This is a genomic window from Neomoorella carbonis (assembly GCF_045278715.1).
In the GTDB taxonomy this organism is placed as follows: domain Bacteria; phylum Bacillota; class DSM-521; order Neomoorellales; family Neomoorellaceae; genus Neomoorella; species Neomoorella carbonis.
Genome location: NZ_CP136420.1, coordinates 2,121,144 through 2,137,104 on the forward strand (window position 1 = coordinate 2,121,144; position 15,961 = coordinate 2,137,104).

A 15,961-nucleotide genomic window follows, 5' to 3' on the forward strand; every position below is an offset into this window, starting at 1 on the left:
AGCGAAGATTATGGGAGGCAGAAAAATCATCCTCCTGTTGCTGGTATTATTACTGGTAGCCGGCCTGGTGACCGGTTGTGGAGGCAACAAGCCGGACACGGCCCAGGGCCAAAAACCGACGATTAAAATAGGCTACTTGCCCATTACCCATTCCCTGCCACTTTTAGTAGCGGAGGCCAAGAATAAAGCCGGTTTTCAAAATTTCCAACTGGAACTGGTCAAATTCGGCTCCTGGCCGGACCTGACCGAAGCCCTCAATTCCGGCCAGATTCAGGGTGCCATCACCATGCTGGAGCTGGCTCTGGTGAGCAAAGGGAAAGGTATTCCTACCGAAGTGGTGCTGTTAAGCCACAGGAACGGCGATGTCCTGGTAGCGGATCCGTCCATTGGCGAGGTTAAGGACCTGAAAGGGAAAAAGGTAGCCATCCCGCACCGCCTGTCCGGCCACAACATCCTCCTCCATCAAGCCCTCCAAAAGGCCGGCCTGGCTTATGAGGACGTGGAAAAGGTAGAGATGGCCCCGCCGGAAATGCCGGCTGCCCTGGCCCGGGGGGAAGTGGCAGCGTACATTGTCGCTGAACCCTTCGGCGCCCAGTCGGTGGTGGCGGGAAAGGCCCGGGTGTTGAAACGAGCCCAGGACATTATCCCTGATTGGGCCTGCTGCGGGCTGGTGCTCAACCCCCGGCTGACCCGGGATAATCCTGCCGCCGTCCAGGAGCTGGTAAGCCGCCTGGTGGAAGCCGGCCGCTACATCATGACCAATAAAGCCGGCGCCATCGCCATTGCCCAGCAATACATGCCCGTATCCAAGGAGACCTGGGAGCAATCCCTGGAGTGGATCGACTACGATAATCTGCTACCGGCAGTATCCGACCTGGATCTTATCCAGCAAAACCTACGGGAAATCCCCTGGGACGGTCACCCGGGGCGCCTGTTACCATCTGAAATCAAAGTGGAAGAGATGGTCAACGACCGGTTTGCCCGGCAGGCCGCCGGAGGAGTGAAGTAGATTGACACGCCTCGAACGCTTTTTGCTGCCGCTGGCCGGCCCGGCAGCCGCCATAATCATCTGGCAGGCAGTGGCCTGGTCCGGCATCTATCCCAGGTACCTTTTCCCCTGGCCGGCGGATGTGGTGCTGGGCCTGTCCCAGCAAATCAAAAACGGTGCTCTCTGGGAACATATCGGTGTCAGCCTGTACCGTTTCTCCGGGGGCTATCTAGCCGCCGCGGCAACAGGTGTGCCCCTGGGGCTCCTGCTGGGCTGGTCGCGGCGGCTGTGGGCTGCTGCTGACCCGCTGGTGCAGGTGCTGCGACCGATATCCCCCATCGCTTGGTTGCCGCTGGTCACCCTGTGGTTCGGTATCGGCGATCTGCCGGCTATGGTCATCATTTTCATGGCCGCCTTCTACCCCATCCTGCTGGGCACCGTAACGGCGGTCAAAAATGTTGACCCGGTGTACCTGAAGGTGGCCCAGAACTTCGGTGCCCCCGGGCGCCACATCCTGTGGCGGGTTGTCATTCCGGCCGCCTTCCCTTACATTACCATGGGCCTGCACATCGCCCTGGGTACTGCCTGGGTGTTCCTGGTAGCGGGGGAAATGATGGGGGTTAGATCGGGACTGGGTTTTCTCATTATTGATGCCCGCAACAGCATGGAAACCGGACTGGTGGTGGCCGCCATGCTAATTATCGGCCTGCTGGGTCTCACCATTGACCGAATGTTTGCCTGGCTGGAGGGAAAGGCCCACCGCCGCTGGGGCGCAGCGCGATAGGAGGTAAGGGATTTGGCAGCAGTAAAGATCGATGTCCAGCATATAAACAAGGCCTACACCGACAGTAAGGGGCAACGCCGTCCGGTACTGGTTGACATCCAACTTCAGGTGCAGGACGGCGAATTTCTCTGCCTGCTGGGTCCCAGCGGATGCGGTAAAAGCACCCTGTTAAGCATCATGGCCGGGTTTGAACGGTCCGACCAGGGTCAGGTGCTGATTGACGGGCGGCCGGTAACCGGCCCGAACCCTCGTTACATCACCATTTTTCAGAACTACGGCCTGTTTCCATGGCGCACGGTGCTGGGCAACGTGGAATACGGCCTGGAGGTAAAAGGGGTGCCCGCCCCCCAGCGGCGCGCCACAGCTATAGAGTATATTCGCCTGGTAAAACTGGAATCCTTTGCTTACCACCACCCGCACCAGCTATCCGGGGGCATGCAGCAGCGGGTAGCCCTCGCTCGAGCATTAGCGGTAGACCCCGATGTTATTTTTATGGATGAACCGTTTGGCGCGCTGGATGCCATCACCCGCATCCAAATGCAAGAGGAATTGGTGCGTATCTGGCAGGAAAAACAAAAGACCATCGTCTTCGTCACCCACGATATTGACGAGGCGGTCTTCCTGGCGGACCGGGTCGTACTTTTTACCGCCCACCCGGGCCGGATTAAAAATATAATCCCTGTTGATATCAGCCGGCCCCGGGATCGCAGCCGCTCAGATTTTGCTGACCTGCGGGACCAGATCTTCACTGCCTTCCAGATGAAACACCGGGAAGAATTGGAATACTATATCTGAACGCCTGTAATGTGGTATACCGGTGCACTTAAGATGAAAGGCTCCGTCCATGGTGGCGGAGCCTTTAACACTTACTTTTTCATGGTAATAGTATGTCGGGGGACAAAAGTTCCACATGCCGTATCGTCGGATACAGTAATCATGTGATCCATAGCTGTCGGGCGAACCTGGATGCTGGATGCCTTGCACTCGCTTCCTTCCTGGTAAAGGCAGTCGTCTACCGAGCACTTGATACGGGGCACTTCTATCACCTCCTCTGCTAGAAATAGGATGCCCCTTAAAGGTCGATTTATGCACAAAAATACCAGTCTGCTCTGGAAGAAAGCAGCTACCCCCGGTAAAAAGTCAGCCTGCCCTATCCAGTACATCACCTTTTCTAAAGCCGGCTACCCGTCCATGCTCGAGAATAAGGCACCTCCCGGCTAGGTCGGCAACTTCCGGATCGTGGGTAACCATGATAATGGTGTGACCCTCCCGGTGCAGCTCCTGGAAGAGCTTCAGGACAATATGCTCATTAGCTTCGTCTAAATTTCCCGTCGGTTCATCGGCCAGGATCAGCATGGGGTAATTGATAAGCGCGCGGGCAATACATACCCGCTGCTGCTCCCCGCCCGAGAGCTGGCTGGGCAGGTGCCGGGCCCGTTCTTTTAAGCCTACCCGCTCCAGGGCTGCCATGGCTTCCTTTTCGTCGGGTAGGCTATGATAGTACTGGGCTACCATTACGTTTTCCAGGGCTGTTAAGTAAGGGATAAGATGAAACTGCTGGAAGACCAGGCCAATTTTATCGCGACGAATAGCAGTCAGTTCTCTGGAATTCAGGGTGGAAATATCGACGCCATCCAGGATAACCGAACCATGGGTCGCCTTATCCATACAGCCGATGATGTTCATCAGCGTGGTCTTTCCGGAGCCGGACGGCCCCATAATAGCCAGCCACTCACCCCGCTCGACTGTTAAGTCTATATCCTGGAGGGCCTTAACGGTACCATAAATTTTAGATACGCCCCGTAATTCTAGTAAACTCATGCCATTATCCTCCTTCATTCACCCCGTAAAACTACGGCCGGTTCGACGCCGGTCGCCATCTTCACCGGAATAAGGCAGGCCAGGCCGGAAACCATAATGGAAACTAAAATGGCCACCGGTGCTATCAGCGGCTGGAAAGAAATCGCCCGGCCAAAGACGCTTAAACCTACAGCCTGGGCAAAAAGGAAACCCAGCACCGCTCCAAGCAGACCGCCACCTCCACCTATAGTGAGACTTTCACCTAAAAACTCCAGGATGATGCTGCGGTTTTCCGCCCCCAGTGCCTTCTTGAGGCCTATTTCCTTGCGCCTTTCCGTTACCACGGCCATCATAGTAGTAGCCACACAAATCAAGGTTAAAAGCAAAACGACAACGGTCACCAGGTAGACCAGGGCACGTAATTTAGCCAGCACTATTCCTTCCGGCTGGGTAATACGCTTGACAAGTCGTGTGGTCAGTCCAGGAGCTTTTTCTTCCAGTCTCCGGGCTAGGGAGCTTAGTTCTTCCTGCGCCGCCATGATACTTACCTGGGCAACACTGACCTGCCCCGCCTTACCCAGCAACTGCTGCAACAGGGAAAGGTCGACAAAAATAAAGTTCTCTTCAGCGCCACCTGTCCTGACAATACCCTGCACCACAACCTTTTTCTCAGCGCCGCTATCTGCTGCTACCAGGGTGATCTCCTGTCCAGGTTCCAGGGCCAAGCGTTCAGCCACTTCAGCACCTATGAGGGCACCGGCGGGGTTTTCCCCGGGCCACTGGCCTTCGACCTGCCAGTAAGGACTTACCCTGCTCACCTGCTTAAAATTTGTCCCTGCTACCATTAAAGGTTGCTCGTTCACCTTAACGGTACCGTAAAGGTATGGTGCTATACCTACTATCTTTTCCGGGGGTAAAAGTGCCGCAGCTGCGCTAAGATCTTTTTCTAGTAAGACCTGACTGTTACCGGTGGGAATTAAAACCATGTTCGCCCCGTAAGCGCGAAATTCCCGTTCCATTTGCCGGGGAACATCGTAGTAAACGGTAACTAGCCCCGACAGGACCGCTGCCCCGATGGCTACAGCTAATAGGGCGATAATCATCCGGGAACGGCGACGGACTAAAGAATTAAAAATCATCCTTGCATACAGGGAAAACTTGGCCATACCTGAACCTTCACCTGCCATGAAGAACTTCCGCCGGGCGCAGGGAGAGAAGCATCCGCATGGCCGGCAGGCTGCCTGCCAGGGTGACAGCTACTATCAGCACCGTCACCAGGGGAATTATCATCGCTTTGGTCGCTACTGCGGCGCCAAAAACAGTCCGGCCGACAAGCTGGGCAAAACCAAGGCCCGGAAAATAGCCTGCCACCCCGCCCGCTATACCGGTAATCACGGTTTCGGCCAGGGATAGAATCAAGATGGACATGTCGCTTGCGCCCAGGGCCTTGAGTAACCCGATTTCCCGGCTGCGTTCCATGATGCCGGCAGTCACCAGGTTGGAAATACCCAGCGCCGACGCCAACAGGGTAAGGGCTGTTATCAATAACATCAAAAGCTGGGTTTTCTGCAAGATGGTCCCTTCAGACTCCGCCACCTGCCGGATGGGTTTGGCGCGGGCACCGGGAATGGCCTCTTCAATCTGATAGGCAATCGCGCTTACATAAGCGGTGCAGTACCAGGTTTCCCATTCCTCGGTGCTGAGGCTTGCTGGATCTTGAGCCGCCTTGCGGGCCAGTTCGTTCTCGGGTGTAGTAAGGGCGCTTACTTCTACCTGGCTTACTTTACCCGCCAGGTTGAGGGCGCGCTGGACAAACTTCAGCGGCACAAAGATATTTTCATCTTCCGGTCCGCCGCTATTGAGGAGGCCGCGCACCGTTAACCTCTCCCTGCGCTCACCCCCTTCACCGGCTACAATTACTTCCAGTTCATCACCCGGCCGCAGCCCGAGCTTTTTGGCCAGCAAACTGCCAACCATGGCGCCCTTCTCGTCATTATCTTGTACCCAGGTCCCCTCAACCTCCCACCAGGGTTTGAGCTGTTTGATACCTGTTTCCAGGACCTCACCGGTGGGCAGTTCCAGGCGCCGGTTAAACCATGTGCCAACCAGGGCCACTTCAGGCCCTTCCGGGCCGATGGTGGCCCTGGCCGGCAAATAAGGAGCAAAACCTAAGATATTATTAGCCCAGAAAATGGTCTTGATCTTACCCAGATCGGCCTCCTCCAGGTACGGGCCGGAAGAACCGGCACCGGTTTCCACCCCGTAGAGTTCGTTCAGCAGCGAGGCCGTCCGGGGTGTAACCAGGATATTGGCGCCGTAGGCCTTCAGTTCCCGGTTGACCTTATCACCAACGTCCAGCATCACGTTGAGGGTGGCTGTAGTCAGGGAAGCTCCAAGGGCCATGGTAAGTACTACCAGGAGTTTTTTCCTTTTTTGCCTGATAAGAGCTCCCTTAAGCATCCGCCAAAACATACCTTCGCCTCCCTACTGAAATCTTTCTTTTTCTTTTTCCAACACTGCAGCTTGAATAACTAGCTGTCCTGAGGCTATCCTGTACTCAAAAGGAATGGGGTTGCAGCCGCCTTTATAACCGACAGTGGGGGTGTTAATCACGACATCACATCTTTTACAAACAACCTGCCCTTTGCGCTGGTAATAACCCGTGGGCCCACAAATATCACAGGCGTCCAGGCCCACACCGTAAGCTGAGCCACCCTTTTTGATAACAATAAAGCGCACTTCTGTGCCGTCCTGGGCAGTATAGGCAAAGCGATGCAGCCGGCCATCGTCCACGGTTTCCAGGGGTATCTTGATCTCTCCCTTATCTACCGTCACCGGCTGTGCCGGAAAAAGTTTGCCTTCCGCACTGGCGTAAACTTTGCCGGCTACTGCTAAGAAGACAGCCAGGGCAAGGGTTAGGGCGGCAGCTCCACCCCAGCGCCACTGGGCGCGAAGGGCGGCCCGGATTTTCCGGCGCTCGGCCGGATTCAGGCCTTTTGCCTCCAATGGCTGCCGCTGCAGGAAAAGGAAAACCGGCAGGGAAGCCACCGTCGCCATCAGGAAGTAAAAAAACCAGTCCTGGTAGTTAATCAGGGGAATCATCATACCCAGCAGCCACTGGCTCATAGGTATGAGCCCCCTTACCAGCAGCACCTGGATCACTATCACAGCTTGCTCGCCCATGACAACCAGGAAACCTGCCGTAGTGACGGTTAATAATATGCTTTCCGGCAGGGCAGGTGCCACCCGGAGAACAGCCAGGCCGGCCATTAACGCCAGGCTTGCACCCAGGAGAATACCGGCCAATTTAAAAATGAACTCCGAACTAAAGAGAGCGGAAGAAGAGGTTAAAACTCTGATAGAAAACAGAAAAATTTCCGGAGCCCGGTGGAGCAACACGGTAGCCGCAACTAAAGCAACAAGCCAGCCGGGGATGTTACCTGAAGCTCCAGGATAGCCCTTTTTCCAGGCGCGCCATAAGGCACTCAGGAGAAGAGCCTCCCCCGGGAGGGCCAGCCCCAGGACCCATCCTTCGTAAATCTCTCGTTCCAGGAGGCCTGGCTGCAACAGCTCCAGGGCCGCAAAAATAAAGGCCCCCCCTATTCCCAGGGTTGCTCCCCGCCGGAGCCAATTTCTCAAATCTCCCTGGGGTCGCCTGGAAACAAAGGCCAGCAGCATAGCCAGGGGGAAGATGGCTAAACTTGAGTATTGCATTGCGGGGATGAGGGATTGCAACATGATTCCCCTCCTTCTTATTGCTTGTTACCTCAAAGAAGGGTTGGTCCGGGCCAGCGTTGCCCGGACCGGCAGCTTCCCTTACCACTTCCGCGGTATAAAGTTAAATTCCCATTTGACTTCTACAGGTTTTTTCCAGAAACGACCTTCGACGCCCGTTTCCTTGTCGGTGTGCAACGCATATCCCTGTTTTTCGGGAGATTCAACAATGTATGTTAACTCATATTTGCCGGCCCCCAGCATCTTGACATTGGCTCCATAGTGGGGGCCATCGCTGGCGTTCATGGGCATGAAGGTGCCCTCTACAACCTGCCCGTTATCCAATTTTTTCAGCTTATATTTCACGTTCAGGTAGGGAACCCACTCGCCGACGCCAAAGCCGGTCTTGTTATCAGGGGTAGCCGTAATATCAGCCTCCAGATGGATGTCGGCCTTATCCGGCGCAAGACCTGCTCCGGCTGGTTCCATGGCTACCGGCTGAAAGTAAACAGCAGCAATCTTTAGCCCTTCCACTTCTTTTTCATCGCCGATGGGGTATTCCTGGAAGCCCTTAACCTGATCTGGATTTGCTTTGCCTGCTTCAGCGCGGCTCTCGGTTTTATTATTGCTATCCGGTACGGTGCCGGATGTTGCTTGTTTACTACCGCATCCGGCCACAGTCAGGGCTGCCACTACCAGCAGTACCATCAACAGGATGATTAGCTTTTTCTTGCTTTTCATTTTGCTCCTCCCTTTGACTGTGAGAAATCTTTTCCTTCCGGCCGGGTATGTACCCCGCTGGCCGTAAACTTTTACCTTTATGTCCTTGCCGCCAGGCGCCGGGCAGCTTTGCGCTGCTGGTAAATCACCCCCCCTGCTGCCAGTGCCAGAAGAATTATTTGGGGTAAAAGGGTTTCCCAGGTGGGGTAAATACCCAGGAGGCCTACTGCTGGAACGCCCGGTGCAGGCGTTACGCTTACAACTCCGGCTTCCTGCAGCTCTTTAACGCCATCGCCGGCAAAAACAAAAGCCAGGTAGTAAAGCAGGAGGCTGGTGCCCAGGAAGAAGGGCTTCAGGGGTATCTTTAAACTCCCGTAACGGACCAGCAGGAAGACGGCGGCCAGGGCCACGCAACCCAGGGCAAAGCCCAGCCAAATCATACCTGTAGCACTGCCGGTGTTACTTAATAAGGCCTGGTAGAAGAGAACCGTTTCCGCCCCTTCACGATAGACGGCCAGGAAAGCAGCGGCCCCAAGGGCCAGGGTGCGGCCACTGCTCAAAGAGCCTTGAACTTTATCCTCAATATAGCGTTGCCAGGCTTTTGTTCCGGCCTTGCCTACCATCCAGTGGCTGACGGAGAAGAGGATTACTGTTGCCAGCAGCATGGTTGTGCCTTCCAGGATTTCCTGGCTGGCGCCGCTGATGCGGAAGGCTATTCGTAAAGCTATGGCCGTCAGGAGACTGGCCAGCACAGCCAGGACGGAGCTGGAGTAGATAGTACCTACTTTATGGCCGTTACCGGATTTAATCAAATAGGCGGCTATGGCGCCGATGATCAGGATAGCTTCAAAGCCTTCGCGGATTAAAATAAGGAAGGATGAAAGTGTTATCTCCAAGGGGTTTTGTTCCGTTCCGTCCAGCCGGGCGGCATCTTCCCGCAGCATTGCAACCAGTTCCCCGATGGCCCGTTCAACCTGGGCAACTGGCATCTGGTTGGTCATCATCTTTTTAATGTTGCTGAACTCATATTCCAGCACGGCGGCCCGGCGACCTGAAAGATTGGACTGTATCGCCCTTTCCATGCCTTCCTTTTCAAAAAAGCCAAAGTAAGCATCGTTAACCATGCCTTTGGCCTTCTCTACATCTCCCTGCCGGTAGGCATTCAGGGATTGCTGTAAGGTAGCATCTATGTCCTGGGCAACTTTTTTCCATGACGCTGCCGCCAGGCCCGTGCTTTGCCAGGCCAGGATAAGTATCAGCAGCACCAGCAGGGTGAGCATCACGCGACGCATTATCCTGCCCCCTTTCTCCTCGCTACCATCTACTTTTGCCCCGTAGAGCCTTTAAGCCGGCCGACCACGGGCAATTTGGCCCAAAACTCCTTTTGCCGGTGCGAAGGCGGCGCCTTGGCCAGCTCGGAAGTCAAATCGCGACCGGCTACCCTCTTGTCACTCCAGGGTTTGTGAACTCCCTCCTTCCATCCCTCAACATTGGTAACATCGTAAACCAGGCCGTTGACGGCTACATAAGCCGGTTTACCATTGCTACCGTCATACTGGGCCAGTTCCTCCAGGGTAAATTCCTTCAGGGTGACTGTCTCCTGGCTTTTTTCTGATGATAAACCTTTATTCTCCTGATTGGCAGGCGGTTGGCTTCGTTGCGGTGAACACCCCGTTATCAACAGGAATGCCAGTAAAAACAACGGCGCCAAAAAAAGTAAACGCCGGGCCATGAATTTTCACCTCGATTGATATTGAATCCCATTCTCATTGAAAAAATATAAAGCCTGTCATATAAACCCCAACCTCAAGCGCACCTTTGACACCTCTCTCATTGATAATGATTTTCATTATTTACGTTACTTATTATATTTGCCACTCCTACCAATTTCAAGCTATCCGGTAAAAATTCTTTTATTTAAGGGGCAACCTGTCGATAGCATGGCCCTTGTTCTGGTACCCTACCAGCCGGGCTGCCAGGCCGGCTACTTCCTGGTCTTGGGATTCGGCACTATAAAATTCGTAGGGCTCCGGACGTTAAACCAAAAAAAGAAGCAGGCGCTTTCAAGTATTACACCTGCTGTTCCAGCAAATTATAATTGCCACTTAAACTCCCGTACCTGTACACCGCCGAGGTTATAAATGCTTAAGGTTAACTCCCTGAGGGGTTCATTTCCAGGGGCCTTAAAACGTATCATGCCTTCCGGGTGGTGGCCGTCCCGGTTGACAAATTCCCAGCTACCCGGACCGGCATCGCGGCCGTTGATCTTTAAGCGTATAGCCCCGGCAAAGTCAAAGTTCCGTAAATCGCCTGAATGGGTGGTCAAGGCTACGTTAAAAACCAGGTTGGTAGATAGATCCTGCTCCTGTTCCGGAGTCATTTGCAGGCCACTGGCCTGCAGGTATTCCGGGGTCAGCCAGATGACATCAACAGTAACCTCACCCCGGCTGTCCTGGCGTTCATAAAATCCGGCTTCCGCAGGCCGGCGCACCGCCGGCGCCTGGCTGTTTAAGGGCTTTTGTTTCTGTCCCGGATTGGGCTCCTGCTTGCTCTGTGGGGCATTAGCTTCTTGTCCTGCCCCGGCTCCCCCGGAATTGCCCGGAAGAACAACTGCTCCCCTTTCCATCTGGAAACGGGAATCACTTTTACTATCTCTTTTGCCCTGGCCACAGCCGGTAAGTAAGACTGCCATAAGGGTAAAGATACTGAAGAGGATTATTAAAAATCGGCCTTTATTTTTCGGCATTGTCAACAACCTTCCCTTCATTATAAGTAAACCACCGTTATTTTTTCAGCACCCTGGAGGGCCAGAGGTTATTTGTGGCTATGATGTGCAGCATGAGATAAATACCGAGCAAATTAATGGTTATACCCAACCACATGACGGGGTACCGGTATCGTTCCAGGAATATGGCGATACCTGAAGCGCCGATAACCGGTAACACCTCTCCCAGATGGTGCAGGCAGCAGGCCACCATGGAAGCCGTCGAGGTCCCGGTACCCGAAGCAGCCACGGCACCGGCGCCACGTGCCCGGCTAAATTTTTGCCAGCGCCGGATATGACTATAAAGACCTACCTGGGTTCCAAAACCGGCCGCAATGGCCCCGACATAAAAGCGATCCTGCCTCAGGAGTTCAAGGCTATGTTGCCATGAACGGGAGCTGATACCAACCAGCAAAAAATAGAAAGCCACCAGGGCGAAGGCCGCTATGATCCCGGTTATTACCGCTGATTTTAAGCTCAAGTTTTTAGCTGCACCCATCTAACCGCCCCCTGTAGTAATTTTGTTGCCTCTATTGTAGATGCTAATTGTGATATGTTTTTGATGTAAAATAGAAGATACTATAAAAAAATCCCTGCAACGGTAAAGGGAATTAACCCTGCCATGCAAGCTGAACCCGCCGGGCGGGGCCGATATGATGTGCTAAGATTTTGTAGTTTGTGTGAAGTTCCTTGACGTCTAGTGACTTGATAATTATAATCAGGTTAGGATACCGGTAGCGGGTAGTAGAAAACGGTAAGGGGACATATAAAGTGGAACCGATTAAAGTCCCCCAGGAATTGCCCAAAAAGCGGCCCGATAATCAGGTGGTAGAAAGAAATTAACAGCTAGAAAGGGGTAGCGAATGCGACGGGTTCTTTTTTCTTTAGGTCCCTTGCCAATAAACACTTTCGGTTTTATGATCGCCCTAGGCGTCCTGGCAGCCGTCTTTATCATTTTACGGGAGGCCAGGCGGAAATGTTTAAACGAAGATAAGGTCCTTGATTTTACTTTATTGGCCCTTATTTTAGGTATTATCGGCGCCCGGGTCGGCTACGTAGTTATTGCCGATCCCGTCTATTACTGGCAAAATCCATGGCAATTCTTCCACCTCCAGGCTGGCGGTCTTTCCATCCAGGGAGCGCTGGTCGGGGGCATATTAGCGGGCCTAATCTTTTGCAGGCGCCAGCGCATGCCCTTCTGGCGGTTGGCCGATATTGTAGCACCGGGACTGGCCCTGGGAATTGCTATTGGCAGGGTAGGTTGTGACGTTTTCGGCCGCCCCATGAGCAGCGCCTGGCCCTGGGGGGTTATGGTGAACGGGCAACTGCTCCACCCGGCCCAGGTCTATGAGTTTATCCTCGACTACCTCCTTTTCTTCTACCTCTGGCGGCGAAGGAAGAAAATTGCCTATGAAGGCCAGCTCTTTATCCACTTCATTATCCTCTATGCTGCCATCAGGGGACTAGTAGAGTTTGTACGTTACAACCCGCTGGTGTTAGGCCCCCTGTCCGTAGCCCACGTGACCAGCCTGGTGTTTATTGCTACTTTTGCCCTGGCCGGTACGATCTTGAAGAAACGTACGGGGCCGCTGACAAACTCCGGCTCTCCCGGGGCGGCTGCCACAGCCGAACTCCGGGGCCTGGCAGCAGCTGTAGAAGACCGGCTTGCGGGGCAACTTTTAGTCCTGGTTTTGCTGATTGGCCTGTCCCTTGCAGCCTTTTATAGCCTGGGACCATAAGAGCTCCGTGCCGGCAACCTATAGACATGATAAAACAGGTTCTAGTATACTTATATATAAACTACCCAACGAGGAGGGATCAAAATTGACCAGGAAGCGCTGGATGCTGAGGGCAGTTGCCCATTGCAAAGAAGGCTGCTGAATTTAGTCCCGGGCATGACGTTAAACTGCCCGTTAGTTGAAACCAAGTAGCCGGCCTTCCCCTTCCCTAAAGAAGGGGAAGGCTTTTATAATGCACCGGGCAACACCTAGGAAGGGCCGGGTAATCCGCCAAAAACGCAGGTGTTATTTGCTATAGCTTCGCTATAGACTTAGTCGCCCGGGAAGTTGTACGCCGCCTGGTAAAAATGACCAAGAATATATTTTGTAGTTTTTGTGAAGTTCATTGACAGTATGTGGCCATCAAAATATAATCGAGGTAGAGATACCGGTAGGGGGTAGATTAAATGTCGACCCGGCCGGCAAGACTCATTTTATCCGATATTTTATATAATCACTTACCCGGTGGTGAAAGATAATGTCTGCCAGCGAAAAGATTGGCCCGGTCAAGGTAAGTTTCGCCATCCATGGGATGAGTTGTGCGGCCTGCGTGGCCAAAGTGGAAAAAGCTTTGAAAAATATGGCGGGGGTAGTGGACGCCCGTGTCAACCTGGTTGCCGGGAAGGCTACCGTGGAATATTTCCCGGACCAGGTCGGTGTGCCCCAGATGGCCAAGACCATCCAGGCGATCGGCTATGAGGTACCGGAAGAAGAAGTTCTCCTAACGGTAAGGGGGATGAGTTGTGCCGCCTGTGTGGCCAAGGTGGAAAAAGCCGTTAAAGCCCTGCCCGGCGTAACTTCGGTAGTAGTGAACCTGCCAGCAGAATCGGCCAGAGTCCGGTTCTACCCCAGGGCCGTGGACAAGGGTCGCATTAAAAAGGAAATCAACACCCTGGGCTATGAAGCTACGGAGAAGCTCTCCGGCCAGGCCGCCCTGGACCAGGAGAAAGAGGCCCGGGAGAGGGAGATCCGGTACCAGCGCCGCAATATGTGGATTGCCTGGCCCCTGGCAACCCTGGTGATGCTTGGCATGTTCCGCGATATGTGGATTTTCCCCTACTTTGTACCAGAATGGCTGGGGAACGTGTATGTACTGTGGGCTTTAACCACACCGGTCACTTTTATCCCCGGCTGGCAGTTTTTCGTCCACAGTTGGAACGGCCTTAAACGCGGAACTACGGATATGAACCTCCTCTATGCGACGGGTATTGGTGCAGCCTATATCATCGCCACCATCAATACCCTCTGGCCCGAGGCCGGTTTCGGCGGCCGCGGCGCCACCTTCTTTGAATCAGCCGCCCTGTTAACCGCCTTCATCGTCCTGGGCCGCTATCTGGAGGCCATTACCCGCGGCCGTACTTCCGAGGCCATCCGCAAGCTCATGAGTCTGCAGGCCAAAACCGCCCGGGTTATCCGGGACGGCCAGGAGATGGAGATTGCCGCCGATGAAGTTGAGGTCGGGGACATTGTCGTGGTCCGTCCCGGTGAAAGCATCCCGGTGGACGGTGAAGTCATCGAAGGTTATTCGGCCGTGGACGAATCCATGATTACCGGCGAAAGTATTCCGGTAGAAAAACGTCCTGGTTCCCAGGTCGTGGGGGCGACTATTAACAAGACCGGTTCCTTCAAGTTCCGGGCTACCCGGGTCGGAAGCGAAACGGCCCTGGCCCAGATTATCAAGATGGTGGAAGAAGCCCAGGCTTCCAAAGCTCCCATTCAAAAACTGGCCGATTTTGTGGCCGGCCACTTTATTGCCGGTGTCCACGTGCTGGCCCTGATCGTGTTCCTGTTCTGGTTCTTTATTGGCTATAACGCCTTCTTCTTGCCCGATAGCCGCTTTATCCTCTCGCCCTATAGCCTGGCCGAGATCGGCGTTTTCGGTTTCGCCCTCCTGTTGTCGGTAACCACCCTGGTCATTTCCTGCCCCTGTGCCTTAGGTCTCGCCACTCCCAGTGCGATTATGGCCGGTACAGGTAAAGGGGCCGAAAACGGCATCCTCTTTAAGGGAGCCGATGCGGTGGAGGCGTGCAGCAAGCTGAATGCCATCGTCTTTGATAAAACGGGAACCTTGACGAAAGGCGAGCCTTCGGTCACCGATGTGATCGCCGCCCCGGGTTTTGATAAACGGGAGGTTCTGCGGCTGGCCGCCATGGCCGAAAAACCATCCGAGCATCCCCTGGGCGAGGCCATTGTCCGCGGCGCCAGGGAGGAAAGCTTAGGCTTGGAAGAAGTACAGGACTTTGAAGCCATCCCAGGCCACGGTATCAGAGCCATCTACCAGGGTCAGGAAATCCTTTTAGGCAACCGCCGCTTGATGCAGCAACATAACATCTACGTGGGCGACCTGACCGCGCAGATGGAAAAACTCGAAGAGCAGGGTAAAACAGCTATGCTGATGGCCGTAGACGGTAAAGCCGCCGGGATTATTGCCGTGGCCGATACCTTGAAGGAAAACGCTAAAGTCGCTATTGAACGGTTGCACAGGATGGGCATTAAAGTGGCCATGATTACCGGCGATAACCGGCGTACGGCCCAGGCTATTGCCCGTGAGCTCGGTATCAAGACCGTCCTGGCCGAGGTGCTGCCCCGGGATAAAGCCGAGGAAGTGAAGAAACTCCAGGCCCGGGGTCTGAAAGTGGCCATGGTGGGTGACGGCATTAACGACGCTCCGGCCCTGGCCCAGGCTGACGTCGGGATTGCCATCGGCTCCGGAACCGACGTGGCCAAGGAAACAGGGGACATCATCCTCATCAAGGACGATATTCGCGACGTGGTGGGAGCCCTCGAAATTGGCCGCGCCACCATGCGCAAGATCAAACAGAACCTGGTATGGGCTTTTATCTATAATATTTCGGGTATTCCCATTGCAGCCGGCCTGCTGTACCCCTTTACCGGGCTGATTGTCAGCCCCGAACTGGCGGCGTTCTTCATGGCCATAAGTTCGGTTTCGGTTACACTAAATACACTCCTTTTAAAGCGCTTCCAGCCCTCCCTCCGGAAAGATGCCGCCAAGGCAGAACATCACGGGCAGCTGGCCCACCAAATGGGTTAATGAGGAGGTAAAACAGGATGCAAGATCTGGAAGCGAAAGCCGCAAGGCAGGCGGCTATAATTTACACCGGTATCTCGCTGGCGCTGGCCCTGCTTTTCCTGGTAATCACCTTCCTTGACGGGAGAGCCTATACGGCTGTGGCCCGTATAGGCGGAACAATATGGGTTTTCATCTTGACCATGATTATTACCATGCCCATTATCATTCCTTACGTCAAGAAAAAAGTGCTGGGATAAGGGGTTGCCAGAGCTGAATTTTACAGGTTATAGCGGGACAGGTCTCCACCTGTCCCTTTTCATTTCCATTATCATCAGCGGCAACTGGATACGCTTTTTTTAAGGCAGCAGTATCCCGAGGGTGT

16 protein-coding genes are annotated in these 15,961 nt (G+C 54.2%); 6 read left to right on the forward strand and 10 right to left on the reverse strand.

What is annotated here, in order from left to right:
* The first annotated feature begins 10 nt into the window (after positions 1-10).
* The 3 genes from MCACP_RS10885 to MCACP_RS10895 are packed head-to-tail and all read left to right on the forward strand — an operon-like array spanning position 11 to position 2,567.
* The gene (locus MCACP_RS10885) at positions 11-1,009 is read left to right on the forward strand and encodes an ABC transporter substrate-binding protein (protein ID WP_406676782.1); all 999 of its coding nucleotides are present in this window, start codon (positions 11-13) and stop codon (positions 1,007-1,009) included.
* Between the two features lies 1 nt (position 1,010).
* Positions 1,011-1,772 (forward strand): ABC transporter permease, encoded by a 762-nt coding sequence (locus MCACP_RS10890; RefSeq protein ID WP_406676784.1) that lies wholly within the window; start codon positions 1,011-1,013, stop codon positions 1,770-1,772.
* A 12-nt stretch (positions 1,773-1,784) separates the two neighbouring features.
* Positions 1,785-2,567, forward strand: a complete 783-nt coding sequence (locus MCACP_RS10895; RefSeq protein ID WP_406676785.1) for an ABC transporter ATP-binding protein — start codon at positions 1,785-1,787, stop codon at positions 2,565-2,567.
* A gap of 71 nt (positions 2,568-2,638) precedes the next feature.
* On the opposite strand, the gene MCACP_RS10900 is transcribed toward MCACP_RS10895, so the two are convergent.
* The 10 genes from MCACP_RS10900 to MCACP_RS10945 form a co-directional block, all read right to left on the reverse strand.
* Positions 2,639-2,809, reverse strand: coding sequence for a DUF1540 domain-containing protein (locus tag MCACP_RS10900; protein WP_141262799.1), 171 nt, complete (start codon positions 2,807-2,809; stop codon positions 2,639-2,641).
* A gap of 103 nt (positions 2,810-2,912) precedes the next feature.
* Positions 2,913-3,593 carry an ABC transporter ATP-binding protein gene (locus MCACP_RS10905; RefSeq protein WP_406676786.1) on the reverse strand — a complete coding sequence of 227 codons (681 nt, stop codon included), beginning with the start codon at positions 3,591-3,593 and terminating at the stop codon, positions 2,913-2,915.
* Positions 3,594-3,607: 14 nt separating this feature from the next.
* On the reverse strand, positions 3,608-4,759 hold the full coding sequence (locus MCACP_RS10910; RefSeq protein ID WP_406676787.1) for an ABC transporter permease: 1,152 nt from the start codon (positions 4,757-4,759) through the stop codon (positions 3,608-3,610).
* Entirely contained in the window at positions 4,749-6,044 is a 1,296-nt protein-coding gene (locus tag MCACP_RS10915) for an ABC transporter permease (protein ID WP_406676788.1), read from the reverse strand. The genes MCACP_RS10910 and MCACP_RS10915 overlap by 11 nt, the downstream gene beginning before the upstream one ends.
* A 12-nt stretch (positions 6,045-6,056) precedes the next feature.
* Positions 6,057-7,310 (reverse strand): Fe-S-containing protein, encoded by a 1,254-nt coding sequence (locus MCACP_RS10920; RefSeq protein WP_406676789.1) that lies wholly within the window; start codon positions 7,308-7,310, stop codon positions 6,057-6,059.
* Positions 7,311-7,388: 78 nt separating this feature from the next.
* Complete coding sequence (locus tag MCACP_RS10925) at positions 7,389-8,027, reverse strand: iron transporter (RefSeq protein ID WP_406676790.1); 639 nt, start codon at positions 8,025-8,027, stop codon at positions 7,389-7,391.
* 77 nt (positions 8,028-8,104) lie between these two features.
* Entirely contained in the window at positions 8,105-9,298 is a 1,194-nt protein-coding gene (locus MCACP_RS10930) for an FTR1 family iron permease (RefSeq protein WP_406676791.1), read from the reverse strand.
* 29 nt (positions 9,299-9,327) lie between these two features.
* On the reverse strand, positions 9,328-9,738 hold the full coding sequence (locus MCACP_RS10935; RefSeq protein WP_406676792.1) for a cytochrome b5 domain-containing protein: 411 nt from the start codon (positions 9,736-9,738) through the stop codon (positions 9,328-9,330).
* Positions 9,739-10,098: 360 nt separating this feature from the next.
* Positions 10,099-10,752 carry a hypothetical protein gene (locus MCACP_RS10940; RefSeq protein WP_406676793.1) on the reverse strand — a complete coding sequence of 218 codons (654 nt, stop codon included), beginning with the start codon at positions 10,750-10,752 and terminating at the stop codon, positions 10,099-10,101.
* 37 nt (positions 10,753-10,789) lie between these two features.
* Complete coding sequence (locus MCACP_RS10945; RefSeq protein ID WP_406676794.1) at positions 10,790-11,269, reverse strand: hypothetical protein; 480 nt, start codon at positions 11,267-11,269, stop codon at positions 10,790-10,792.
* Positions 11,270-11,633: 364 nt separating this feature from the next.
* On the opposite strand from MCACP_RS10945, the gene lgt reads away from it, so the two are divergent.
* The 3 genes from lgt (at position 11,634) to MCACP_RS10960 (ending at position 15,836) form a co-directional block, all read left to right on the forward strand.
* A complete protein-coding gene (lgt, locus tag MCACP_RS10950) occupies positions 11,634-12,509 on the forward strand; it encodes a prolipoprotein diacylglyceryl transferase (RefSeq protein WP_406676795.1) in 876 nt (291 codons plus the stop codon).
* A 517-nt stretch (positions 12,510-13,026) separates the two neighbouring features.
* A complete protein-coding gene (locus MCACP_RS10955) occupies positions 13,027-15,600 on the forward strand; it encodes a heavy metal translocating P-type ATPase (RefSeq protein WP_406676796.1) in 2,574 nt (857 codons plus the stop codon).
* Between the two features lie 17 nt (positions 15,601-15,617).
* On the forward strand, positions 15,618-15,836 hold the full coding sequence (locus MCACP_RS10960; protein WP_406676797.1) for a hypothetical protein: 219 nt from the start codon (positions 15,618-15,620) through the stop codon (positions 15,834-15,836).
* Positions 15,837-15,961: the final 125 nt, after the last annotated feature.

Excerpts from the sequence above, each read along its gene's own strand:
- MCACP_RS10885 (WP_406676782.1), top strand. The coding sequence starts at position 11 with ATGGGAGGCAGAAAAATCATCCTCCTGTTGCTGGTATTATTACTGGTA.
- MCACP_RS10905 (WP_406676786.1), bottom strand. The coding sequence starts at position 3,593 with ATGAGTTTACTAGAATTACGGGGCGTATCTAAAATTTATGGTACCGTT.
- MCACP_RS10910 (WP_406676787.1), bottom strand. The coding sequence starts at position 4,759 with ATGGCAGGTGAAGGTTCAGGTATGGCCAAGTTTTCCCTGTATGCAAGG.
- MCACP_RS10915 (WP_406676788.1), bottom strand. The coding sequence starts at position 6,044 with ATGTTTTGGCGGATGCTTAAGGGAGCTCTTATCAGGCAAAAAAGGAAA.
- MCACP_RS10920 (WP_406676789.1), bottom strand. The coding sequence starts at position 7,310 with ATGTTGCAATCCCTCATCCCCGCAATGCAATACTCAAGTTTAGCCATC.
- MCACP_RS10925 (WP_406676790.1), bottom strand. The coding sequence starts at position 8,027 with ATGAAAAGCAAGAAAAAGCTAATCATCCTGTTGATGGTACTGCTGGTA.
- MCACP_RS10930 (WP_406676791.1), bottom strand. The coding sequence starts at position 9,298 with ATGCGTCGCGTGATGCTCACCCTGCTGGTGCTGCTGATACTTATCCTG.
- MCACP_RS10935 (WP_406676792.1), bottom strand. The coding sequence starts at position 9,738 with ATGGCCCGGCGTTTACTTTTTTTGGCGCCGTTGTTTTTACTGGCATTC.
- MCACP_RS10940 (WP_406676793.1), bottom strand. The coding sequence starts at position 10,752 with ATGCCGAAAAATAAAGGCCGATTTTTAATAATCCTCTTCAGTATCTTT.
- MCACP_RS10945 (WP_406676794.1), bottom strand. The coding sequence starts at position 11,269 with ATGGGTGCAGCTAAAAACTTGAGCTTAAAATCAGCGGTAATAACCGGG.
- lgt (WP_406676795.1), top strand. The coding sequence starts at position 11,634 with ATGCGACGGGTTCTTTTTTCTTTAGGTCCCTTGCCAATAAACACTTTC.
- MCACP_RS10955 (WP_406676796.1), top strand. The coding sequence starts at position 13,027 with ATGTCTGCCAGCGAAAAGATTGGCCCGGTCAAGGTAAGTTTCGCCATC.
- MCACP_RS10960 (WP_406676797.1), top strand. The coding sequence starts at position 15,618 with ATGCAAGATCTGGAAGCGAAAGCCGCAAGGCAGGCGGCTATAATTTAC.